General features: G+C 66.1%; 17 protein-coding genes. 9 read left to right on the forward strand and 8 right to left on the reverse strand.

The window, feature by feature from the left end; all coding sequences use genetic code 11:
* Positions 1-55: 55 nt before the first annotated feature.
* Together B6K69_RS14830 and B6K69_RS14835 are read right to left on the reverse strand one after the other, a co-directional pair.
* Positions 56-1,948 (reverse strand): propionyl-CoA synthetase, encoded by a 1,893-nt coding sequence (locus B6K69_RS14830; protein ID WP_107674176.1) that lies wholly within the window; start codon positions 1,946-1,948, stop codon positions 56-58.
* A gap of 284 nt (positions 1,949-2,232) precedes the next feature.
* Entirely contained in the window at positions 2,233-4,536 is a 2,304-nt protein-coding gene (locus B6K69_RS14835) for an NADP-dependent malic enzyme (protein WP_108644345.1), read from the reverse strand.
* Between the two features lie 135 nt (positions 4,537-4,671).
* Here B6K69_RS14835 and B6K69_RS14840 point away from each other — a divergent pair, with 135 nt between their 5' ends.
* The 7 genes from B6K69_RS14840 to B6K69_RS14870 all read left to right on the forward strand — a co-directional run bounded on the left by B6K69_RS14840 (position 4,672) and on the right by B6K69_RS14870 (position 11,562).
* Positions 4,672-5,775 (forward strand): cupin domain-containing protein, encoded by a 1,104-nt coding sequence (locus tag B6K69_RS14840; RefSeq protein WP_108644955.1) that lies wholly within the window; start codon positions 4,672-4,674, stop codon positions 5,773-5,775.
* 111 nt (positions 5,776-5,886) lie between these two features.
* Positions 5,887-6,279: a cytidine deaminase gene (locus B6K69_RS14845; RefSeq protein ID WP_107674178.1), complete on the forward strand. Its 393-nt coding sequence runs from the start codon at positions 5,887-5,889 to the stop codon at positions 6,277-6,279.
* Entirely contained in the window at positions 6,279-7,586 is a 1,308-nt protein-coding gene (locus B6K69_RS14850; RefSeq protein ID WP_108644346.1) for a thymidine phosphorylase, read from the forward strand. The genes B6K69_RS14845 and B6K69_RS14850 overlap by 1 nt, the downstream gene beginning before the upstream one ends.
* A 1-nt stretch (position 7,587) precedes the next feature.
* A complete protein-coding gene (locus B6K69_RS14855) occupies positions 7,588-8,784 on the forward strand; it encodes a phosphopentomutase (protein ID WP_108644347.1) in 1,197 nt (398 codons plus the stop codon).
* 49 nt (positions 8,785-8,833) lie between these two features.
* Entirely contained in the window at positions 8,834-9,826 is a 993-nt protein-coding gene (locus tag B6K69_RS14860) for an adenosine deaminase (protein WP_107674091.1), read from the forward strand.
* Between the two features lie 3 nt (positions 9,827-9,829).
* Positions 9,830-10,462 (forward strand): uracil phosphoribosyltransferase, encoded by a 633-nt coding sequence (gene upp / locus B6K69_RS14865; protein ID WP_107673996.1) that lies wholly within the window; start codon positions 9,830-9,832, stop codon positions 10,460-10,462.
* A 74-nt stretch (positions 10,463-10,536) separates the two neighbouring features.
* Positions 10,537-11,562 (forward strand): SPOR domain-containing protein, encoded by a 1,026-nt coding sequence (locus B6K69_RS14870; protein ID WP_123876577.1) that lies wholly within the window; start codon positions 10,537-10,539, stop codon positions 11,560-11,562.
* A 4-nt stretch (positions 11,563-11,566) separates the two neighbouring features.
* On the opposite strand, the gene B6K69_RS14875 is transcribed toward B6K69_RS14870, so the two are convergent.
* Positions 11,567-12,589 (reverse strand): hypothetical protein, encoded by a 1,023-nt coding sequence (locus B6K69_RS14875; protein WP_108644349.1) that lies wholly within the window; start codon positions 12,587-12,589, stop codon positions 11,567-11,569.
* 63 nt (positions 12,590-12,652) lie between these two features.
* The gene (locus B6K69_RS14880; RefSeq protein WP_108644956.1) at positions 12,653-14,272 is read right to left on the reverse strand and encodes an AMP-binding protein; all 1,620 of its coding nucleotides are present in this window, start codon (positions 14,270-14,272) and stop codon (positions 12,653-12,655) included.
* A 90-nt stretch (positions 14,273-14,362) separates the two neighbouring features.
* Here B6K69_RS14880 and B6K69_RS14885 point away from each other — a divergent pair, with 90 nt between their 5' ends.
* Positions 14,363-15,286, forward strand: coding sequence for a DMT family transporter (locus B6K69_RS14885; protein WP_108644350.1), 924 nt, complete (start codon positions 14,363-14,365; stop codon positions 15,284-15,286).
* Positions 15,287-15,337: 51 nt separating this feature from the next.
* Here the strand turns inward: B6K69_RS14885 and B6K69_RS14890 are convergent, their stop codons facing one another.
* Positions 15,338-15,916 carry a thymidine kinase gene (locus B6K69_RS14890; protein ID WP_108644351.1) on the reverse strand — a complete coding sequence of 193 codons (579 nt, stop codon included), beginning with the start codon at positions 15,914-15,916 and terminating at the stop codon, positions 15,338-15,340.
* A 153-nt stretch (positions 15,917-16,069) separates the two neighbouring features.
* Between B6K69_RS14890 and B6K69_RS14895 the strand changes: the two genes are divergently transcribed.
* The gene (locus tag B6K69_RS14895; RefSeq protein ID WP_107674001.1) at positions 16,070-16,522 is read left to right on the forward strand and encodes a hypothetical protein; all 453 of its coding nucleotides are present in this window, start codon (positions 16,070-16,072) and stop codon (positions 16,520-16,522) included.
* Here the strand turns inward: B6K69_RS14895 and B6K69_RS14900 are convergent.
* The 3 genes from B6K69_RS14900 to carB all read right to left on the reverse strand — a co-directional run bounded on the left by B6K69_RS14900 (position 16,497) and on the right by carB (position 21,923).
* Positions 16,497-17,801 carry a DEAD/DEAH box helicase gene (locus B6K69_RS14900; protein ID WP_108644352.1) on the reverse strand — a complete coding sequence of 435 codons (1,305 nt, stop codon included), beginning with the start codon at positions 17,799-17,801 and terminating at the stop codon, positions 16,497-16,499. The two genes, B6K69_RS14895 and B6K69_RS14900, sit on opposite strands and share 26 nt — an antisense overlap.
* 347 nt (positions 17,802-18,148) lie before the next feature.
* Positions 18,149-18,388: a hypothetical protein gene (locus tag B6K69_RS18020; RefSeq protein WP_123876578.1), complete on the reverse strand. Its 240-nt coding sequence runs from the start codon at positions 18,386-18,388 to the stop codon at positions 18,149-18,151.
* Between the two features lie 205 nt (positions 18,389-18,593).
* Positions 18,594-21,923, reverse strand: coding sequence for a carbamoyl-phosphate synthase large subunit (gene carB, locus B6K69_RS14905; RefSeq protein ID WP_108644353.1), 3,330 nt, complete (start codon positions 21,921-21,923; stop codon positions 18,594-18,596).
* Positions 21,924-22,115: the final 192 nt, after the last annotated feature.

Raw genomic sequence — 22,115 nt, forward strand, 5'->3', positions numbered from 1 at the left:
CGCGCAGGCTGCCATGGCGGCAGGGCGCAAGTCCAGTCCGGGGGATGCCGGGTGCCTAGCCGCGGGCAAGGCCCAGCGTCTTCAGCGCCATGGCGATTTCGTCCAGGATCGCGGGGTCGTCGATGGTGGCTGGCATCTTCCAGGGCTGGCTGTCGGCGATCTTGACCATGGTCCCGCGCAGGATCTTGCCCGAGCGGGTCTTCGGCAGCCGGTCCACCACCACCGCGCGCTTGAAGTCGGCCACCGGGCCGATCCTCTCGCGCATCAGCTTGACACATTCGGCCACCACTTCGGCGTGATGCCGGGGCGAGCCCTTGTTAAGGCACAGGAACCCCAGCGGCGACTGGCCCTTCAGATCGTCGGCCACGCCGATCACGGCACATTCGGCCACGTCCGGGTGGCTGGCCAGCACCTCTTCCATCGCGCCGGTCGACAGGCGGTGCCCCGCGACGTTGATCACGTCATCGGTGCGGGCCATGATGTAAAGATAGCCGTCCTCGTCGATATAGCCGGCATCGCCCGTTTCGTAATAGCCGGGGAAGTGCGCGAGATAGCTTTTGCGGAACCGATCCTCGGCATTCCACAGCGTCGGCAGGGTGCCGGGGGGCAGCGGCAGTTTCACCGCGATGGCGCCCAGCGTGCCCGGGGGCACCGGATGGCCGCCTTCGTCCAGCACCTGCACGTCATAGCCGGGCATGGCAACGGACGGGCTGCCGATCTTGACCGGCAGCGGCTCGATCCCCATCGGGTTCGCGGCAATGGCCCAGCCGGTTTCGGTCTGCCACCAGTGGTCGATCACCGGCACCTTCAGATGGTGCTGCGCCCATTGAATGGTGTCCGGGTCGGCCCGTTCGCCGGCCAGATACAGCGTCTTCAGCGTCTTCATGTTGTATTCGCCGACGAATTCGCCGGTCGGGTCGTCGCGCTTGATCGCCCGCAGCGCGGTTGGCGCGGTGAACAGCACCTTGACCTTGTTTTCGCTGACCACGCGCCAGAAGGTGCCCGCATCCGGCGTGCCGACGGGCTTGCCCTCGAACACCACGGTGGTGCAGCCGGCCAGCAGCGGCGCATAGCAGATGTAGCTGTGCCCCACGACCCAGCCCACGTCGGACGCGGCCCAGAACACATCGCCCGGACCGCAATCATAGATCGCGCGCATCGTCCACATCAGCGCGACCATATGGCCGGCGGTGGGGCGCACCACGCCCTTGGGCGCGCCGGTGGTGCCGCTGGTATACAGGATATAGGCGGGATGGTCGCCTTCGACCGGCACGCAATCGGCCGGCTCCACGCCGTATTGGAAGGTGTGCCAGGCCACATCGCGGCCCTCGATCAGCTTGGCCACCTCCTGCTCGCGCTGGAACACCACGCAGAATTCGGGCTTGTGCGTCGCCATGTCGATGGCGGCATCCAGGAGCGGCTTGTAATGGACAATCCGGTTCGGCTCGATCCCGCAGGAGGCGGCGATGATCGCCTTCGGGGTGCAGTCGTCGATCCGCACCGCCAGTTCGCTGGCCGCGAAGCCGCCGAAGACGACCGAATGGATGGCGCCAAGCCGGGCACAGGCCAGCATGGCCTCCAGCGCCTCGGGGATCATCGGCATGTAGATGATGACGCGGTCGCCCTTTTCCACACCCTTGGCGCGCAGCGCCCCGGCCAGGCTGGCGACGCGCGCTTGCAGTTCCTTGTAGGTGATGCCCTTGCGCAGGTGGGTGACGGGGCTGTCATGAATGATCGCAAGCTGGTTGCCCCGGCCTGCCAGCACATGGCGGTCGACCGCGTTCCAGCAGGCGTTCGCCACGCCATCGGTGAACCACTGATACAGCGGGGCACGGCTGTCATCCAGCGCGGCCGAGGGCTTGCGCACCCAGTCGATCGCCCCGGCCGCGTCCATCCAGAACCCTTCCGGGTCGGCCTTCCAGCGCGCATAGATTTCAGCGTATCCCATGGTATGCCTCCTCCCAAAGCGCATTTCTGTTACGTCACCAGCCGTGGTGTGCGCAACAATGTTACCGGGAACAATTGGCGGCTTTGACGAAAAGTTTGCAGGATTTCGCGGATCTGGGTTGCGAATTTTTGCAAAGCCCGTTCCGCCGCAAAAGCTGGCGTTAAAGCCGGGCAACTTTGCAAACTTTTTGCCTGACGCCGGGGAAGGCGATTCCCTTCCCGGCGCAGCTTCATCTTGGCCCAAATACCCCACGGGGGTGCGGGGGTGGGAAACCCCCGCCGCTGTCAGCCGTAATGCGCCACCGGCGTTCCGGCCAGCGCCGCCATGTTCAGCAGGCCCCGTGCGGTGATCGACGGTGTCACCACATGCGCCTTGTTGCCCATGCCCATCAGGATCGGCCCGACCTCCAGCCCGCCCGCCTTCATCTTCAGGATATTGCGCGCGGCATTGGCGGCATCGGTGAAGGCGAACACCAGAATGTTGGCGGCCCCCTCCAGCCGGCTGTTCGGGAACATCCGGTGCCGCAACTCGGGGTCAAGGGCGGCGTCGATGCTCATCTCGCCCTCATATTCGAATTCGACCTCACGGTTGTCCAGGATTTCCAGCGCGGCCCGCATCCTGCGGCCGGAATCGCTGTCGAGGTTGCCAAAGTTCGAATGGCTGCACAGCGCGACCTTGGGCTTCACGCCAAAGCGGCGGGCATGGCGCACCGCACCCAGCACCGTCTCGGCCACCTGTTCCGGTGTCGGCACGGCGTTCACATGCGTGTCGGCCACGAACAGCGGCCCGTCCTCCTGGATCATCAGCGACAGTGATCCCTGCGGCCGCAGCCCCCCGCGCGCCAGCACCTCGCGCACATAGCGCAGGTGCCACAGATATTGCCCGAAGGTGCCGCAGATCAGGCTGTCGGCATCGCCGCGGTGCACGGCGACAGCCCCGATGGCGGTCGAGTTCGTCCGCATGATCGCCCGCGCCAGATCGGGCGTGACGCCCCGCCGCTGCATCAGTTCGTGATAGGTGGACCAGTAGTCGCGATAGCGGTCGTCGTGTTCGGGGTTGATGCACTCGAAATCGCGATCGGGCCGGATCGGCAGGCCCGCCCGTTCGGCGCGCTGGATCATCACCTCGGGCCGCCCGATCAGGATCGGCTTGTCGGTCATTTCCTCAAGGATGGCATTCGTCGCCCGCAGCACCCGCTCATCCTCGCCCTCGGCAAAGATGATGCGGCGCGAGGTCTGGGCGGCGGCTTCGAACACCGGCCGCATGATCAGCGCCGATTTGAAGACGCTGCCGTTCAGCTTTTCGCGATAGGCGTCCAGATCGGTGATCGGACGGGTGGCCACGCCGGTTGCCATGGCGGCCTTTGCCACCGCCGTTGCGACCACGCCGATCAGGCGGGGGTCAAACGGCTTGGGGATCAGATAGTCGGCCCCGAAGCTCAGCCGTTCGCCGTGATAGGCGGCGGCGGCTTCCGCGCTGGTGGTGGCGCGGGCCAGGGCCGCGATACCGTCAATGCAGGCAAGCTGCATGGCATCGTTGATCTCGGTCGCCCCTACATCCAGCGCCCCGCGGAAGATGAACGGAAAGCACAGGACATTGTTGACCTGATTGGGAAAGTCGCTGCGTCCCGTGGCGATGATCGCCTCGGGCGCCACCTCGCGCACCGCATCGGGCAGGATTTCCGGGCTGGGGTTCGCCAGCGCAAAGACGATGGGCCGCGGCGCCATCTTCGCCACCATTTCGGGCGTCAGAACACCGGGGCCGGACAGGCCAAGGAACAGGTCGGCGCCGGCAATCACCTCATCCAGCGTGGCGGCGGTCGTGCCCTGGGCATAGGCCGCCTTCTGGTCGGTCATCTGCTCGGTCCGGCCGTGATAGACCAGCCCCGCCAGATCGCACAGCCAGACATTCTCGCGCCGGACGCCCAGCTTCAGCAGCATGTTCAGGCAGGCGATCCCCGCCGCTCCGCCGCCGGTCGAGACGACCTTAATGTCCTCGAACCGCTTGCCGGCCACATGCAGCGCGTTGGTCGCTGCCGCACCCACCACGATGGCGGTGCCGTGCTGGTCATCGTGGAAGACGGGGATGTTCATCCGCTCGCGGCACAACTGTTCAACGATGAAACAATCGGGGGCCTTGATGTCTTCAAGGTTGATGGCGCCGAAGGTCGGTTCCAGGGCGCAGACGATGTCGGCCAGGCGATAGGGGTCGGGTTCGTTCAGTTCGATGTCGAAACAGTCGATATTGGCGAACTTCTTGAACAGGACGGCCTTGCCCTCCATCACCGGCTTGGCGGCCAGTGGCCCGATGTTGCCCAGACCCAGCACCGCGGTGCCGTTCGACACCACCGCCACCAGATTGCCCCGTGCGGTATAGCGGCTGGCGGTGGCGGGGTCGGCCTTGATCTCAAGGCAGGCCTCGGCCACGCCCGGCGAATAGGCGCGCGACAGGTCGCGGCCGTTGGCCAGCGGTTTCGTCGCCCGGATCTCAAGTTTTCCGGGCTTGGGAAACTCATGGTAATCCAGTGCCAGATGCCGGGCCACCTGCCGCGCCTCGTCCGGGCGGCCGTCCTTCGCGTCTTCTGCCATGTCACACACTCCCTCGATGGTTTGGCCCTAAACCAACATTCAAGACCCGCCAAGTCCCGGTTTTCCGCAATGCGCCGGCGCCGCTTGATTTTCGGCAGGCCCGCGCCCAGGATGCCGCCACAACAGGGGGCGATGATGACCGAGACGCGTGCCGAAATCCGGCTTCCCACGCAAGAGTTGCGCGACGATCTGCCCTTCTACACCCGGACCTTGGGGATGCGGCTGGACATGATCTATCCCGCCGACGACCCGCAGGTTGCCGTTGTTTCGGGCCATGGCCTGCGGCTGCGGATCGAGAAGGGGGCGCCCGAAGGCCCCGGAACCCTGCGCATCCTGACCGAAGACCCTGACAGCTTTGCCGGTGGCGCGCGCGAACTGACCGCCCCCAACGGCACCCGGATCGAGATTGACGAACTGAACCCGCCGCTGGTGCTGCCGACCACCGAACACGCCTTCGTGGTGCGGCGGCTGGCCGATCAGGCGCCCTGGGTCATTGGCCGGGCGGGCATGATGTATCGTGACCTTGTGCCCAGCCGTCTGGGCGGGGCGATGATCGCCAGCCATATCCGGGTGCCCGACGGGCCGGTCCCCGACATGGTGCATTTCCACAAGGTCGGGTTCCAGTTGATCTTCTGCATCCATGGCTGGGTGGATGTGCTGTATGAAGATCAGGGCGGGCTGCGCCGGCTTCATGCGGGCGACTGCTTCATCCAGCCGCCGCAGATCCGCCACCGCGTCGTGGAATCGGGCGGCGGGATCGAGGTGATCGAAATCGGTGTTCCCGCCGAACATGTGACCGAGATCGACCACGCGATGACCCTGCCCACCCCCGACCTGCGCCCGGATCGCGAATGGGACGGGCAGAAGTTCGTTCACAATGTCGGCGCGACCGGCGCCTTCCATCCGTTCCGTATTCCGGGATTCGAGGCCCGCGATACAACGGTTGATGCCGCGACCAAGGGCGTTGCCAGCGTGATGGTGGCCCGCCCGATGACCAACGCCTTTGCCGCGCAGCACCCCTGGACGGCACATGACGGCGACATCCTGTTCACCTTCGTGATGTCGGGCCACATGCTGCTGGAAGGCGAAGGCAAGGCGCCGTTCCGCCTGTCGCCCGGCGATGCCTTCGTGGTTCCGCCGGGTCTGGCGACCCGCTACAGCGAGATGACCGAAGACCTGCAACTGCTGGAGGTTTCGCTGCCGGGCAATCCGCCGACGCGCGTGGTTGCGGCGCCCTGATCGCGCGCGGACCGGCGGACAGCCGCCACGGCGGGGTGCGGCCCGGCTTGCGCAAAGCCGGGTCTGGGGCCATGCTCTGACCAAATGGTCAGGACAGCGGAGGCAACACGCATGGACCTTCTTCAAGCCGCAACCGAGGTGCGCGAACGCGCCTGGGTTCCCTATTCGCGGTTCAAGGTCGGCGCGGCGATCCGGGCCACCTCGGGCAAGGTCTATGTCGGCTGCAATGTCGAAAATGTGGCCTATCCCGAAGGCACCTGCGCCGAAGCCGGGGCGATTGCCGCCATGTGCGCCGGCGGCGACTACAGCATTGCAGAGGTCTTCGTGATCGCCGACAGCCCGGACCCCGTGCCCTGCTGCGGCGGCTGCCGGCAGAAGATCGCCGAATTCGCCGCCCCGGATGTGCGGGTGACCATGGCCACGACCGACGGCAAGACCCGCAGCGTGACCGTGGCCGACCTGTTGCCCGGCGTGTTTTCGGCCTCGCACATGGACCGGGCCTGATGGACGCCCGGCTGATCATCGCCAAGCTGCGCGATGGCCTGCGCCCGACCGGGGCCGAAATCACCTGGTTCGCGCAGGGTCTGGCAAGCGGGGCGGTGACCGACGCGCAGGCCGGGGCCTTTGCCATGGCGGTGCTGCTCAAGGGCCTGGGCGAGGAAGGCCGCGTTGCCCTGACCCGCGCCATGCGCGACAGCGGCAAGGTGATGGCCTGGGATCTGCCCGGCCCGGTGGTGGACAAACATTCCACCGGCGGCATCGGCGATTGCGTCTCCTTGCTGCTGGCCCCGGCGCTGGCCGTCTGTGGCGCGATGAACCCCATGATCTCGGGCCGCGGCCTTGGCCATACCGGCGGCACGCTGGACAAGCTTGAGGCGATCCCCGGTTTCCGCACCGGCCTGTCGGAAGACCAGTTCCGCGCGCAGGTGGCCGACATCGGCTGCGCCATCGTTGCCGCCTCGGCCGACCTTGCCCCGGCCGACAGGCGGCTTTACGCAATCCGCGATGTGACCGGCACCGTCGAAAGCATCGACCTGATCACCGCCTCGATCCTGTCGAAGAAGCTGGCGGCGGGGCTTGAGGCGCTGGTGCTGGATGTGAAATGCGGCTCGGGTGCCTTCATGAAGACGCTGGACGAGGCCGAGGCGCTGGCCCGCGCCCTGGTCAGCGCGGCGCAGGGGGCCGGCTGCATGACGACGGCGCTGATCACCGACATGACCCAGCCGCTGGCCACCGCCGCGGGCAATGCGCTTGAGGTGATTGAGGTGATGGAGACGCTGACCGGCACCTCGGTCAACGCGCCGCTGCGCGACCTGACCGTTGCCCTGGGGGGCGAGGTGCTGGCTCTGGCGGGGCTTGCGGCCGATTCCGACGACGGGGCCGGGCGAATCATTCGGGCCTTGGAAAGCGGCGCTGCCGCCGAACGCTTTGGCCAGATGGTCGCGGCGCAAGGCGGGCCGTCCGATTTCGTGGAACGCTGGCCTGACCGGCTGCCCGCAGCGCCGGTGATGCGCGAAGTGCCTGCGCTGGAAGACGGCCATATCTGGGCGATCGACGGCCAGGCCCTTGGGAATGTCGTGGTGCATCTGGGCGGCGGCCGGATGCGCGATGGCGACCGGGTCAACCCCTCGGTCGGCCTGTCCGATCTGGCCGGAATAGGTGAGGAAACCGGCGCGGGCGTGCCCATTGCCATGGTCCATGCTGCAACGGACGAGGCCGCCGCCGCCGCGATCAAGGCGGTGCAGCGGGCCTATCGCATTGCCCCGGGCATCCCGGATGAACCGCCCCTTGTGTTGAAGAGGATTGCCTGACATGGCGCGTGCCTTCCTGATCGTGATGGATTCCGTTGGCGCGGGCGGGGCGCCCGATGCCGCCGCCTTTGGCGACGAAGGATCGAATACCCTTGGCCATATCGCCGCCGCCTGCGCTGCAGGCCGGGCCGAGACCGGCCGCAGCGGGCCGCTGAAGATGCCCAACCTTGATGCGCTTGGCCTTGGGGCGGCTGTCCGGCTGGCCTCGGGCGCGGCGATGGAAGGGTTCACCGCGCGGCCGCAGGGCCTGTGGGGGGCCGCGCAGGAAGTGTCGCGCGGCAAGGATACGCCTTCGGGCCATTGGGAACTGGCCGGCGTGCCGGTGCCCTGGGACTGGACCTATTTCCCCGTCGCCCGCCCGGCCTTTCCGCCCGATCTGGTGGCGCTGGTCTGCAAGCTGGCCGGGACCGAGGGGATATTGGGTAACTGCCACGCCTCGGGCGTGCCGATCATTGCCGAACATTGCGAGGAACACCTGCGGACCGGCTGGCCGATCTGCTACACCTCGGCCGACAGCGTGTTCCAGATCGCTGCCCATGAAGAGGCGTTCGGTCTGGACCGGCTGTTGAAGCTGTGCGCCGACCTGGCGCCGTATCTGCACGCGATGAAGGTTGGCCGTGTCATCGCGCGGCCTTTTACCGGCACCTGCGGCGATTTCCGCCGCACCCCGAACCGGCACGACTATGCCATCGCCCCCCCGTCGCCCACGCTGCTGGACTGGGTGTCGGGGGCGGGCCGTGCCACCCATGCCGTGGGCAAGATCGGCGACATCTTCTCGATGCGGGGCATCGGAAAGCTGTGGAAGGGCAAGTCTGACGCAGACCTTTTCGAACATCTGGTCCGGCTGGGGGACGAGGCCGAGGATGGTTCCTTGACCTTTGCGAACTTCGTCGAGTTCGACAGCCTTTATGGCCACCCGCGCGATGTGCCGGGCTATGCCCGCGCGCTGGAATGGTTCGATGCCGGTGTTCCCCGCTTCCTGGCCGGTCTGCGCCCCGGCGATCTGGCGATCTTTACCGCCGACCATGGCAACGATCCCACCTGGACCGGCACCGATCACACCCGCGAGCGGGTTCCTGTGGTGGGCTGGGGCGCGGGCCTGCGCGAGATTGGCCTGCGCGGCTATGCCGATGTCGGCGCCAGCCTGGCTGTGCATCTGGGCGTGGCTCCGCAAGGGCCGGGCCGCAGCTTCCTGTGACCGGCGGCCGGGGGCGCTGCCCCCGGACCCCCGGGGTATTTTTCCCGAGATGAAGGAGAAGGGCGTGCGCGAACTGCCCAAGGTCGAACTGCATCTGCATCTGGAAGGCGCCGCCCCGCCGGCCTTCATCCGCGGGCTGGCCGCCGAGAAGAAGGAGGACATCTCCGGCATCTTCGACGAACAGGGCGGCTATGCCTGGCGCGATTTCTGGCATTTCCTGAAGGTCTATGAGGCGGCGACCTCGGTCCTGCGCAGCCCCGAGGATTACCATCGCCTGACGCTGGCGGTGCTGGAGGAAAGTGCTGCCAGCGGTGTGGTTTATGGGGAAACCTTCCTGTCGCCCGATTTCTGCGGTGGCCGCGATCCGGGGGCCTGGCGCGAGTACCTTCACGCCATCCGCGAGGCTGCCGATCAGGCCGAGCGGCAGATGGGCATTACCCTGCGCGGCATCGTCACCTGCATCCGCCATTTCGGCCCCGAGAAGGCGCGGGAAACCGCGATCTGCGCGGCGGAAACGGCGGGCGACTGGCTGGTCGGCTTCGGCATCGCCGGGGATGAAACGGTGGGCGCGCCGAAGGATTTTGCCTGGTCCTTCGACTGCGCCCGCGAAGCCGGGCTGCGCCTGACAGCCCATGCCGGCGAATGGGGCGGGCCGGAAAGCGTGCGCGCGGCGCTGACGGACCTGAACCCCGAACGCATTGGCCATGGCGTGCGCGCCATCGAGGATCTGGCGCTGGTGGACGAACTGGCCGAACGCGGCACCGTGCTGGAGGTCTGCCCCGGATCGAACGTGTCGCTGGGGCTGTACCGCGACTTCCGCGCCCATCCGATTGCCGAACTGGACCGGCGCGGCGTCAAGGTCACCATTTCGACCGACGATCCGCCGTTCTTTCACACCACCATGGCGCGGGAATATCAGGAACTGCACCGCGCCTTCGACTGGGACGAAGGTCAGTTTGGCCGCATCGCCCGCCAGTCGCTTGACGCCGCCTTCTGCGACGCCGATACGAAGGCAAGGATCGCAAAGCTGCTGGAGGGCTGACCCATGCTGGACCATCTGACCGTCGTTTCCCATCCGCTGGTCCAGCACAAGCTGACGCTGATGCGCGAGAAGGACACCTCGACCGCCTCGTTCCGCAAACTTCTGCGCGAGATCAGCCTGCTTCTGGCCTATGAGGTGACGCGCGAACTGCCGATGACCACCAAGACCATCGAAACGCCGCTTTGCCCGATGGACGCGCCCACGATCGACGGCAAGAAACTGGCGCTGGTGTCGATCCTGCGCGCGGGCAACGGGTTGCTGGATGGCATCCTTGAGCTGATTCCGGCGGCGCGTGTGGGGTTCGTGGGCCTTTACCGCGACCCGGAAACCCTGCAACCCGTGCAGTATTACTGCAAGCTGCCCGACCAGATGGAAGACCGCATCGCCATTGTCGTCGATCCGATGCTGGCCACCGGCAACTCCTCGGCCGCGGCCGTGTCGCTGCTGAAAGAGGCGGGGGCGAAGCAGATCCGCTTCCTGTGCCTTCTGGCCGCGCCAGAGGGTGTGGCGCGGATGAAGGAGGCGCATCCCGATGTGCCGATTGTCACCGCGGCGCTGGACAGCCATCTGAACGACCACGGCTATATCGTGCCGGGTCTGGGCGATGCGGGCGACCGCATGTTCGGCACCAAGTAGGGCGAGGCCGGGCGCGGGCCTTTACTCACCCCGGAGCCTGCTTCACAGTTCAGCCGATGTCCTGGGAATCGATCATGTTGGCCAGAATTCTGCCGGCGGCCTGCCTGGCCGCCGTCATCGCGGCCGGGCCCGCGCGGGCCGATCTGAACCAGCCGGCCGAGCTTCCGCCAGAGGGCTTCGCCGGGCAGCAATATGTTGACAGCAAGGGCTGTGTCTTTCTGCGGGCGGCCTATGGCGGGCAGGTGGTCTGGGTGCCGCGGGTGACGCGCGACCGCAAGCAACTTTGCGGCTATGCGCCGACGGGCGGAAGTCCGGTCCTCGCGGAAGAAACCCCGCCCGAGGCCAAGCCCGCAGCGCCCGATACGGGGGCCGGCCCAGGGGCCAGCGAAACGGGGCCCAAGCCGGCGGTTGCGGAACCGGCACCCGCGCCTGCGATCCCTGCTACCCCGACCCCGGTCGCTGAGCCGACGCCTGAATCGCCCGCCGCTGTGCCGGAGACCAAGCCGGCAGAGGTGGCGGCTGCCGAAAAGCCTGCGGTGACGCCAAAGGCAAAGCCGAAAGCCAAGGCCAAATCCAGGGCCAAGCCCGCCGCCAAGGTGGAGGCGCTGCCCAAGGGCGAGGCGGCTTCGGTCAAGGTCTTGACCGGGCCCGCGCCGGAGGGGCCGGAGTATCGTCTGGCCTGCGCCGCCGCGACGCCGGTGGCCGAACGCCATGCGCTGCCAAGCGGGGGCAGCCAGATTCTGTGCACCCGTGGGGACGGCACGCTTGAGGGCGCGACCTATCCGATCCTGGTGACCGTCACGCCGGACGGTCGCGCCATCGGCTATGTCGATCCGGCGGCGGCGGAAAAGGTGCAGACGGTGGCGGGCGGCACGGGGCGGCTGTTCGTGCAGGTGGGCACCTATGCGGTGCCGTCGAATGCGGAAGGCGTGGTGGGGCGGCTGCGCGATCTGGGGTTCCCGGTGGCGCAGGGAACCTTCGGCAATGGCGCGTTGCGGGTGGTCTATGCCGGCCCCTTTGCCAGCGGAGCCGAGGCGCAGGCCGCGCTGAACATCGCCCGGCAGGCGGGTTTTGCCGATGCCCTGGTGGTGACGAACTGACGGTTCAGTCGCTGCACACCGATTGCAGCGCGATCCAGTCATCATCGGGCAGGATCGGCGTCGGCATCAGGCCGCGATAGGGATCGCCTTCCAGAAGCCCGGCGGTTGTGGTTCCCGAGGGATCACGCCAGCGGGCATAGGCCGAAAGCGGCACCTGTGCGGTTTTCGCCGCCTCGATCAGCACCGCATCCGGCACGGCGGCGCTGGCGTTGTCGCGCAGCACATCCTCGCCATAGCTTTGCAGCGCATCGTCGGGCAACTGGCCCGAGGTCAGCAGCCCGAAAGTGGCCTTCAGCCCGACATGATCAAGGATCGGGGCCAACGGATCGGCGGCCCTTGACGCCACCCCTTCGGCCAATGCGGCCCCGGCCAGCGCCTCGGGCGTGTCCTGGTCGATCAGGTCGCGCGGCAGCAGGATCACCCCGCCCGGCAGGTGCGCCGGATGCCGCAGCCCTTCGGGCAGGATGTAGAGGATCGGCGTATCCTCGGGGCCGAAGACCCGCTCGGACAGGCGGGCCAGTGCGGGCAGCCCCAGCGATCCGTCGCAGGGCTTGCCGGTCAGCCGGATCACATCATCCAGCGCAAGCTGGCCGATTTCGGCCCGTTTCGCCGCAGGCAGCGCCGAGGCCGTGTGCCGCTTCAGAACGCCCGGCAGGACCAGTGTCACGATCAGCACGATGGCCAGCGTTGTGCCGCCGATCAGCGCCGCGCGCAGCCGGCCCGGGCGTGGCGTGGCCTGTCGCACCGCCGCCTGCACCGTTTTCAGCGCGGCGATCATGTCGTCGTCGTCGATTTCCAGCGTCTCGTCGGCATCTTCGCCGGGAACGAACAGCGCGGGCCGCACCCCGGGGTTCTGCCGTGTCACCGCCGGCAGCGACCAGTGGCTCAGCACCTGTTCGGACCGCGGGTCGGTCAGCATCAGCGTGGCTTCGCCCAGCCGGACGATCACCTCCTGGCGCTGCCCGCCGGGGCCGGCGCGCCACAGCCCGGTGCTTTCAAGCCGCTGATACTTTTTCAGTGCCGTCATCGGCCTCTGCTTGTCCGTCTGCTGCCCCGGCACAACCTTAGCCGGGCCGGGGGCGGGGCACAATCAGATCAGCTTGGCCACGGCGCGCAGTTCGAATTTCTGGATCTTGCCGGTGCTGGTCTTGGGCAAGTCGTGGAAGATCACATGCTTGGGCGTCTTGAACCCGGCCAGATGCGCGCGGCAATGCGCGATCAGCTCGGCTTCGGTCACCTTCTGGCCCGGCTTCAGCTCGACAAAGGCGCAAGGCACCTCGCCCCATTTGTCATCGGGCTTGGCCACCACGGCGCAGAGATTCACCGCAGGGTGCTTCATCAGCGCCCCCTCGACCTCGACCGAAGACACGTTTTCGCCGCCCGAGATGATGATGTCTTTCGCCCGGTCGGTGATCTGCAAATATCCGTCCGGGTGTTGCAAGGCGATGTCGCCGCTGCGGAACCAGCCGTCCTTGAACGCCTCGGCGGTGGCTTCGGGGTTCTTGTAATAGCCTTTCATCACCAGATTGCCGCGCATCGCGATCTCACCCAGATGATGGGCGTCGCGCGGAACCGGCTGGCCGTGGGTGTCATGCGCCTCGGCGCCTTCCAGCATGGCCATCCGCACGCCCTGGCGCGATTTCAGCTCGGCCCGCGCGGCGCCTTCGGTGCCGTCCCAGTCCGGCATCCACAGACATTCGGTGGACGGGCCATAGGTTTCGGTCAGGCCGTAAACCTGCGTCACGTTGAAGCCCAAGGGTTCAAACGCGGCCAGCGTGGCGGCGGGCGGCGGGGCGCCGGCGGTAAACACCTCGACCACATGGGAAAACTCGCGCCGGTCCTCGGGCCTGGCATTGACGATGGTGTTCAGCACGATGGGCGCGCCGCCGAAATGGGTGACGCCTTCGTCGGCAATCGCGTCATAGATCGCCTTTGCCGTGATGTCGCGGCAGCAGACCACGGTGCCGCCCAGCATCGGCACCATCCAGGTGTGGCACCAGCCGTTGCAGTGGAACAGCGGCACGATGGTCAGATAGGCGGGGAACAAGGTCATCCGCCAGGCCACGGCATTGGCCATCGTTGCCAGATAGGCGCCCCGGTGGTGATACACCACGCCCTTGGGCCGGCCCGTGGTGCCGCTGGTGTAGTTGATCGCCAGCGATTCCCATTCGTCCTGCGGCATCAGCCAGGCGAAGCCGGGATCGCCCTTTTCCAGCAACTCCTCGTAGGTCAGGTAATGGCCCGAGGCGGTCTGGCCATGATCCACCACCTCGATGATCTGCGGCGCGGCCCCGTCCATCTTGCGGATCGCCTGTTCCGCCAGCGCGATATAGGCGCTGTCACAGAGCACGATCTTCGCCCCGGCATGGCCGAAGATATAGGCCACCGTATCGGCATCCAGCCGGGTGTTGATGGTGTTCAGCACCGCCCCGCAGGCCGGCACGCCGAAATGCGCCTCGGCCTGGGCGGGAATGTTCGGCAGCAGCGTGGCCACTACATCGCCCGGACGGATGCCGCGCCGGGCCAGGGCGCTGGCCAGCAATGTCACCCGATGGGCATATTCGGCATAGGTCAGGCGCGTGGTCTTCCAGACCAGCGCCGTGCGGTCGGCAAAGACATCGGCCGCGCGCTTCAGATGCGACAGGGGCGTCAGCGCCACATGGTTCGCGGCACATTTCTCCAAGCCAGATTCATCGGCCAGCCAGCCCATCGTCGTCATCCTCCCTCATGTCGCTTTCAAGCGCGCAGACCCTAGGTTAGCAGGCTTGACTGCGGGGGAAAGAGGAGGAATGCCCCGAAAATGCAAGCCCCTGACAAGACCCTGGCCGCTGCGGGGTGCATCCTGATCTATGCCACGATCATCGGCTTTACCGACAATTATGTCCGGCTGATCGCGGTCGAAGCGGGGCTGTGGCAGTTCCATGCCACCCGGACGGCCATGGCGCTGTCGCTTCTGGGGCTGGCGGTGCCGTTCCTTGGGTTGCGCTTGCGGCCGGTGAACGGGCGCGCGGTGCTGGCGCGGTCGGCGATCCATGGCACGGCGATGGTGATCTATTTCGGCGCGCTGGCCTTTCTGCCGGTGGCCATTGTCGCGGCGGGCCTGTTCACGGCGCCGATCTTCGTGCTGCTGATCTCGCGCTTTGCCTATGGGCACGCCATTGGCCCGGTTCGCATCCTTGCGGTCGGCCTTGGCTTCCTTGGGGTGATCCTTGTCCTTGGGCCGCAGGCGCTGTCGGGGGCCTCGCTGGCGGCGGTGCTGCCGGTGGCGGCGGGGGCGATGTATGCCTTGGGCAATATCGCGACACGCGAATGGTGCCCGCAGGAAAGCGCCGAAACCTTGCTGGCCGGCTTTTTCGCGGCCCTCGGGGTGTTCGGCCTGATCGGCATGGCGGCGCTGGCGCTGTGGCCGGTGGCGGTGCCCGCCGGCGCTGACGGGTTCCTGCTGCGCGGGCCGGTCTGGCCTTCGGCCGGCTTCCTGTTCTGGGTCTTCGTGCAGGCGGCGGGGTCGCTTCTGGGGGTGGGGCTGATGATCCGCGCCTACCAGATTGCCGACGCGGGCCGGGTCAGCGTGCTGGAATATGTCATCCTGCCGGCTTCGGCCTTCTGGTCCTGGATGATCTGGGGGGAAACCCTGTCGGTGCAGGCCTGGGCCGGAATGGGGCTGATCGTGGCCGCCGGCGCGCTGATCGCCTTGCGCGCAAGGGCGCAGGCGGTGGCGGTCTGATCGTCAAAGAGGCGCCTTTTCAACAGATTGGCGCCGCGCCCCTTGGGGACGCTAATCCCCCACCGCCGCGCGCCAGTGTTTGCGGCACAGGCTCTGATAGGTTTCGTTGCCGCCGATCACCACCTGATCGCCATCCCGCAGCGCCTGCCCGTCCGGCCCCTTGCGGACCACCATCGTTGCCTTGCGGCCGCAGTGGCAGATGGTGCGAACCTCGCGCATCTCGTCCGCCCAGGCCAGCAGCGCGGCCGATCCGGGGAAGAGGTTGCCCTGGAAATCCACCCGCAGCCCATAGGCCATGACCGGAACCTTCAGGTCATCCACCGCCCGGGCCAGTTGCCAGACCTGATCTTTCGATAGGAACTGCGCCTCGTCGATGAAGACGCAGGCGCAGGGGCCAGAGGCCAGCCGCGCCGCGATGCGGGCGAACATGTCGTCTTCTGGTCCGAAGGTCTCGGCCTCGGCACCGATGCCGATCCGGCTGCCGATCCGCCCCGTTCCGGCGCGATCGTCCAGCCGGGCGGTCAACAGATAGGTGGCCATGCCGCCTTCGTGGTAGTTGTGGGCCGCCTGCAGCAAGAGCGTCGACTTGCCGGCGTTCATCGTCGAATAGTGAAAATGCAGCTTCGCCATGCCTTGCCCTAACGTCCCGAAGGGGGGAGGCGCAAGCCCGACCCTGCGTCCCGCGGCAGCGGCGGTTTTGGCCATGACAAATGGCTTTTGCATGAGTAAGGGGGATAAATGATCACGATTTCCCCGCAGCTTCTGCGGCCCGGAGAATGAAAAATGTCGACGGCAAGCTACCTGAAGAAGCACACCGAGGCGCTGGTCAAGGACGTGGGGGTCGAGGCTGCCTGCGCCATCACCGGCAAGTCGAAGGCGACGCTGGGCCGGTATTATTCGGAAAATGACGAGCACGACGACAGGTTCATGCCCATCGACGTGGTGGCTGCGCTGGAAGCTGCGTCGCGCTTCCCGCATGTCACCTCGGCGCTGGCCGATCTGCGCGGCATCACGCTGAGTTATGACAGCGACAAGCACGATGGCGCGTCAAAGGGCGTGAACCAGGACGTGGTGGCCCTGGCGCAACGCTTTGCCATGCTGATGAGCGAATACAACCAAGCCATAAGTGACGGCAAGATTACCGTCAATGAATCCAAGCGGATGCTGCGCGAAACGCTGGCCCTGCAGCAGGTGCTGCTGCAGATGAAGCTCAACCTCGAGGAAGAGGCCGGCTAGGACGCTTGGCCCCGCTGCGCTTGGGGGCCTGCCCGCCGCCCATGGGCCGGGGTTTGGCCTGCGGCTTGGCGCCGGCCTTCGCGGCCGGGCGGGGGCCGGGGCGGCCCTGACGCTGCTGCGGGCGCGGGTTCGCGGCCACCACTTCGGCCGACCACGGCGCGCCACCAATGACCGGAAGCGGTTTTTTCAGAATTTTCTCAATGGCTTGCAGTTCGCCCATCTCGGCAGGTGCGCAGAAGCTGATGCTGGCCCCTTCGGCCCCGGCGCGGGCGGTGCGGCCGATGCGGTGGACGTAGTTTTCCGGGACATTCGGCATGTCATAGTTGTAGACGTGCCGGACGGTGGGAATGTCGATCCCGCGTGCGGCCACATCGGTGGCGACCAGAACGTCCAGCTCGCCCGCCTTGAATTCCGCCAGTGTCCGGTCGCGCTGGTTCTGGCTGCGGTTGCCGTGAACGGTGCCCACGCGGAAGCCCCAGCTTGCCAGCAATTTGTTAAGTTTGTCTGAACCGTGCTTGGTGCGGCAGAACACCAGCGCCTGTTCACCTTCATGCGTTTTCAGATAGGTCTCCAGCAGGCGGGCCTTGTCGCCGTTGGGGATGTAATGCACGCCCTGCGTGACCTTTTCCGCCGGCTTGCCGGGGGGCGCGACCTGCACCTTGACCGGGTCGCGCAGATAGGTGGCGGCGATTTCGTCAATGTCCTTGGGCATGGTGGCCGAGAACATAAGCGTCTGACGACGCACCGGAATATGCTTGGCGATGCGGCGCAGGGCGTGGATGAAGCCCATGTCCAGCATGTGATCGGCCTCATCCAGGACCAGATAGCCGCATTTTTCCAGGCTGACATCGCCGCGTTCCAGCAGGTCGATCAGGCGGCCGGGGGTGGCGACGAGCACATCGGTGCCGCGCACCAGCGCCTGGGACTGCTTGTTCAGCGAGGCGCCGCCGACGACCATGACGATCTTGATGGCGGTGCCTTTGGTGAAAACTTCAAAGTTTTCACGGATTTGCGTGGCCAGTTCGCGGGTGGGCACCAGGATCAGCGCGCGCACGTTGCGGGGGCCGGGGGGGTGGCCGATGTCCAGCAGCCGGTGCAGCAGCGGCAGGCCGAAGGCCGCCGTCTTGCCGGTGCCGGTCTGCGCCAGACCCATCAGATCCTTGCCCTGCATGATGGCGGGAATGGCCTGCGCCTGAATCGGCGTCGGCGTTTGCAGCGCGGTCTTTTCCAGCGCTTTCAGGAGTTTGGGCGAAAGGCCCAGGGCTTCGAAAGTGGTCATGGTCGTTCCATACGTCAAGGGACGGGCGGCCCTCGTCCGCGGGGAACCCCGTTGACCGTGCGCGCCGTCGGCGCCCCTGCGTGATGGTGGGAACCTGTCGTCCGGGCCGGATCAATGCTCACGCGGCACGGGCTTTCGGACAGGGCGGACATGGGGTGTTTTCGGGGCTTTGTCAACTGGGAAGGGCGGTGTCTTGCCTGCGTCTTCCTAATGTCTTCCACACGTCTTCCGGGGAAGACGTGTGGAGGGAGCACTGACATCGGGCGAATAACTGTACCTGCTCCACTCTTGTCCCTCCAGACAATCAGCCGGAGAAAGCAAGTCGCAACAGTCGCCCCCGCCTCACTTCACAGGCAGAGAAACAGGTATTCCATGTCATAGTTGGGAAGGGATCTCGCGGAGGCTGCCTCTGCTTTCTTTCCGACCTTGCCGCAAATGCGGCTTGCTTCGGCGACAGTTGCCTCAGTCGGTTTAGCGCTGCCGAAAGACTCAACAAGCTTGACGCTTGATCCATTGAAATCCGACACAACTGGTGTTGTGACGCAACCCGCAAGCAGAAAGGGAATAAGGAATCCGTACGATCTCATTCATGCCTCTTTGATTTATGGTCGCGGTCAGACTATCTGCCGCCACATAAACTACTATTGATTGTTATGTGCGTTCGCAAAAGTAGTATTTTAAATTTGGAAAATCAGCATAAATCTGAAAGTCCAGAGAGCTCATTTGTCCAAGTAATACTTTTCTGATAACTTGGGATTTTAAGGCCCCAAGTCAGGGTCTTTGGTATTGCCCTCACCCCTGCAGCGTCCGCACCCCATACCCTTCCCCCCGGGCCTTCATCGCGCCGACGGCGGCGATGCTGGCGGCGGCGGTGGTGAAGTAGGGGATCTTGTCCATCAGGGCGACGCGGCGGATGTCGCGGCTGTCGCTGACGGCCTGGGTGCCTTCGGTGGTGTTCATCACCAGCGCGATGTCGCCGTTCTTCAGCCGGTCCACGATGTTCGGACGGCCTTCATAGACCTTGGCCACACTTTCGGCGGCGATGCCCTGCGTGGCCAGCCAGGCGGCGGTGCCGCGGGTGGCGACGATCTGGAAGCCCAGCGCGATCAGGTCGCGGGCGGCACTGGCCAGGGCGGCGGTCTTGTCCATGTCCTTGACCGACAGGAAGACGCGGCCCGTGTCGGGCAGGATGGTGCCGGCGCCCATCTGGGCCTTGAGGAAGGCCAGCTCGAAGGTGCGGTCCCAGCCCATCACCTCACCCGTTGAGCGCATTTCCGGGCCAAGCACCGGGTCAACGCCGGGGAAGCGCGCGAAGGGCAGGACGGCCTCTTTCACGCTGAACCACGGGGTTTGCGGATCGGCCAGCGTCAGCGGATCGGCCAGCGGCAGCGCGGTATCGGGGCCGACGCCGGCGGGGTAGGGCGCGCGCATGGGGAAGTTCGACAGCGGTTCGCCCGCCATCAGCCGGGCGGCGATGGAGGCGATGGCGCTGTCGGTCGCCTTGGCGACGAAGGGCACGGTGCGGCTGGCGCGCGGGTTCACTTCCAGAACGTAGATCGTGCCGTCCTTGATGGCGAATTGCACGTTCATCAGGCCGACCACGTTCAGCGCGCGGGCCATGACGACGGTCTGGCGCTTCAGTTCCGCCACGGTTTCGGGCGAAAGCTGGTGCGGCGGCAGGCAGCAGGCCGAATCGCCGGAATGGACGCCGGCTTCCTCGATATGTTCCATGATGCCGGCGACATGGACGTTGGTGCCGTCTGACAGGGCATCCACGTCCACCTCGACCGCGCCGGACAGGTAGCTGTCCAGCAGGACCGGGCTGTCGCCCGACACCTGCACGGCGGTGGTGATGTAGCGTTCAAGCTGTTCGTCGGACCGCACGATTTCCATCGCGCGGCCGCCCAGCACGAAGGAGGGGCGGATCACCAGCGGATAGCCCACGTCGCGGGCCACGGCGAAGGCCTCATCCCGCGACCGGGCGGTGCCGTTGTGTGGCTGTTTCAGGCCCAGATCCTGCAACAGACGCTGGAAGCGTTCGCGGTCTTCGGCCAGGTCGATGGCATCGGGCGTGGTGCCCAGGATCGGGATGCCCTCTTCATGCAGGGCATTGGCCAGTTTCAGCGGCGTCTGGCCGCCGAACTGCACGATCACCCCATGCAGCGTGCCGTTTTCCTGCTCGACGCGCAGGATTTCAAGGACATGCTCAAGGGTCAGCGGTTCGAAATACAGCCGGTCCGAGGTGTCATAGTCGGTCGAGACGGTTTCCGGGTTGCAGTTGACCATGATGGTCTCATAGCCCGCCGCGGTCAGCGCGAAGCAGGCATGGCAGCAGCAATAGTCGAACTCGATCCCCTGCCCGATGCGGTTGGGGCCGCCACCCAGGATGACCACCTTTTTCGCGGCGCTGGGCCGGGATTCACATTCCACATCGCCCATCGCGGGGGATTCGTAGGTGGAATACATGTAGGGGGTCTGGGCCTCGAACTCGGCCGCGCAGGTGTCGATGCGCTTGAAGACGGCGCGGACGCCCAGGTTGCGGCGGGCGCGGCGGACCTGGCCTTCGTCGCGGCCGGTCAGCTTGGCCAGGCGGGCATCGGTGAAGCCCATCATCTTGAGCTTGCGCAGCGCCTCGGCATTGGTGGGCAGGCCGGATTTGCGGATCTGCGCCTCGGCGTCGATGATTTCGCGGATGCGGGCCAGGAACCACGGGTCGAAGGCGGTGATCGCCTGGATCTCGTCATCCGAGAAGCCGTGGCGCATGGCCTGGGCGATGACGCGCAGCCGGTCGGGGGTGACTTCGGCCAGCTTCTTGGACACTGCCGCACGGTCGGGGGCGCCGGGGATGGCGATCTCGTCAAAGCCGGTCAGGCCGGTTTCCAGGCTGGCCAGCGCCTTTTGCAGCGATTCATGGATGGTGCGGCCGATGGCCATGGCCTCGCCCACCGATTTCATGGCGGTGGTCAGGTTGGGTTCCGAACCGGGGAACTTTTCAAAAGCGAACCTCGGGATCTTTGTCACCACATAGTCGATGGTGGGTTCAAAGCTGGCGGGTGTCACTTTTGTGATGTCGTTGTCCAATTCGTCCAGCGTGTAGCCGACGGCCAGCTTCGCGGCGATCTTGGCAATCGGGAAGCCGGTCGCCTTGGACGCCAGCGCCGAGGAGCGCGACACGCGGGGGTTCATCTCGATCACGACCATGCGGCCGTCTTTCGGGTTGATCGCCCATTGCACGTTTGACCCGCCGGTTTCGACGCCGATCTCGCGCAGCACGGCGATGCTGCCGTTGCGCATGATCTGGTATTCCTTGTCGGTCAGCGTCAGGGCCGGTGCGACGGTGATGGAATCGCCGGTATGCACGCCCATCGGATCGACGTTCTCGATGGAGCAGACGATGATGGCGTTGTCTGCCTTGTCGCGGACAACCTCCATTTCATATTCCTTCCAGCCGAGCAGGGATTCATCGACCAGAACCTGCGCCATCGGGCTGGCCTCCAGACCCGAGCGGACGATGGCTTCGTAATCGTCGCGGTTATAGGCGACGCCGCCGCCGGTGCCGCCCAGGGTGAAGGCGGGGCGGATGATGGCGGGCAGGCCGACATATTCCAGCGCCTCGACCGCCTCGCGCACGCCGGCGGCGATGTCATACTTGCCCGAGGGCAGTTTCGGGGCGGCAATGATGGTGGCCTTGGGGTTTTCCAGCCCGATCCGGTCCATCGCCTCGCGGAACAACTTGCGATCTTCTGCCATTTCAATGGCCGGACGCTTGGCTCCGATCAGCTCAACCTTGAACTTATCCAACACGCCAAGGTCCGCGAGGGCCAGAGCGGTGTTCAGCCCGGTCTGGCCGCCCATCGTGGGCAGCAGCGCGTCGGGGCGTTCCTTCTCGATGATCTTGGCCACCACTTCGGGGGTGATCGGTTCGATATAGGTGGCGTCGGCCAGACCCGGATCGGTCATGATCGTGGCGGGGTTCGAGTTGACCAGGATCACCCGGTACCCTTCCTCGCGCAGGGCCTTGCAGGCCTGGGCGCCGGAGTAGTCGAACTCGCAGGCCTGGCCGATGACGATGGGCCCCGCTCCGATGATCATGATCGACTTGATGTCGGTTCTCTTCGGCATGGGGCTCTCCATCGGGCAGGCGGCGCGCAAACTGGCGGGGTTATAGTCCGGCGGGGCTTGGGCGCAAGGGGCAAAGGGCGGCCATTTTCCGGCAGGTTCCGGGGAAGAAATCCGCCGGGCGCTGCGCGGCTGTCGCCGGTCCGGGATGCGGTGTCGGAAATCCGCTGGTCCTGCGGCGGCGTTCGTCCTAAC

Source organism: Pseudogemmobacter blasticus (assembly GCF_003071405.1).
GTDB lineage: Bacteria > Pseudomonadota > Alphaproteobacteria > Rhodobacterales > Rhodobacteraceae > Pseudogemmobacter > Pseudogemmobacter blasticus.

Bases quoted from the DNA above. Each gene is read 5' to 3' on its own strand.
- B6K69_RS14830 (WP_107674176.1), bottom strand. From the start codon at position 1,948: ATGGGATACGCTGAAATCTATGCGCGCTGGAAGGCCGACCCGGAAGGG.
- B6K69_RS14835 (WP_108644345.1), bottom strand. From the start codon at position 4,536: ATGGCAGAAGACGCGAAGGACGGCCGCCCGGACGAGGCGCGGCAGGTG.
- B6K69_RS14840 (WP_108644955.1), top strand. From the start codon at position 4,672: ATGACCGAGACGCGTGCCGAAATCCGGCTTCCCACGCAAGAGTTGCGC.
- B6K69_RS14845 (WP_107674178.1), top strand. From the start codon at position 5,887: ATGGACCTTCTTCAAGCCGCAACCGAGGTGCGCGAACGCGCCTGGGTT.
- B6K69_RS14850 (WP_108644346.1), top strand. From the start codon at position 6,279: ATGGACGCCCGGCTGATCATCGCCAAGCTGCGCGATGGCCTGCGCCCG.
- B6K69_RS14855 (WP_108644347.1), top strand. From the start codon at position 7,588: ATGGCGCGTGCCTTCCTGATCGTGATGGATTCCGTTGGCGCGGGCGGG.
- B6K69_RS14860 (WP_107674091.1), top strand. From the start codon at position 8,834: ATGAAGGAGAAGGGCGTGCGCGAACTGCCCAAGGTCGAACTGCATCTG.
- upp (WP_107673996.1), top strand. From the start codon at position 9,830: ATGCTGGACCATCTGACCGTCGTTTCCCATCCGCTGGTCCAGCACAAG.
- B6K69_RS14870 (WP_123876577.1), top strand. From the start codon at position 10,537: ATGTTGGCCAGAATTCTGCCGGCGGCCTGCCTGGCCGCCGTCATCGCG.
- B6K69_RS14875 (WP_108644349.1), bottom strand. From the start codon at position 12,589: ATGACGGCACTGAAAAAGTATCAGCGGCTTGAAAGCACCGGGCTGTGG.
- B6K69_RS14880 (WP_108644956.1), bottom strand. From the start codon at position 14,272: ATGGGCTGGCTGGCCGATGAATCTGGCTTGGAGAAATGTGCCGCGAAC.
- B6K69_RS14885 (WP_108644350.1), top strand. From the start codon at position 14,363: ATGCAAGCCCCTGACAAGACCCTGGCCGCTGCGGGGTGCATCCTGATC.
- B6K69_RS14890 (WP_108644351.1), bottom strand. From the start codon at position 15,916: ATGGCGAAGCTGCATTTTCACTATTCGACGATGAACGCCGGCAAGTCG.
- B6K69_RS14895 (WP_107674001.1), top strand. From the start codon at position 16,070: ATGTCGACGGCAAGCTACCTGAAGAAGCACACCGAGGCGCTGGTCAAG.
- B6K69_RS14900 (WP_108644352.1), bottom strand. From the start codon at position 17,801: ATGACCACTTTCGAAGCCCTGGGCCTTTCGCCCAAACTCCTGAAAGCG.
- B6K69_RS18020 (WP_123876578.1), bottom strand. From the start codon at position 18,388: ATGAGATCGTACGGATTCCTTATTCCCTTTCTGCTTGCGGGTTGCGTC.
- carB (WP_108644353.1), bottom strand. From the start codon at position 21,923: ATGCCGAAGAGAACCGACATCAAGTCGATCATGATCATCGGAGCGGGG.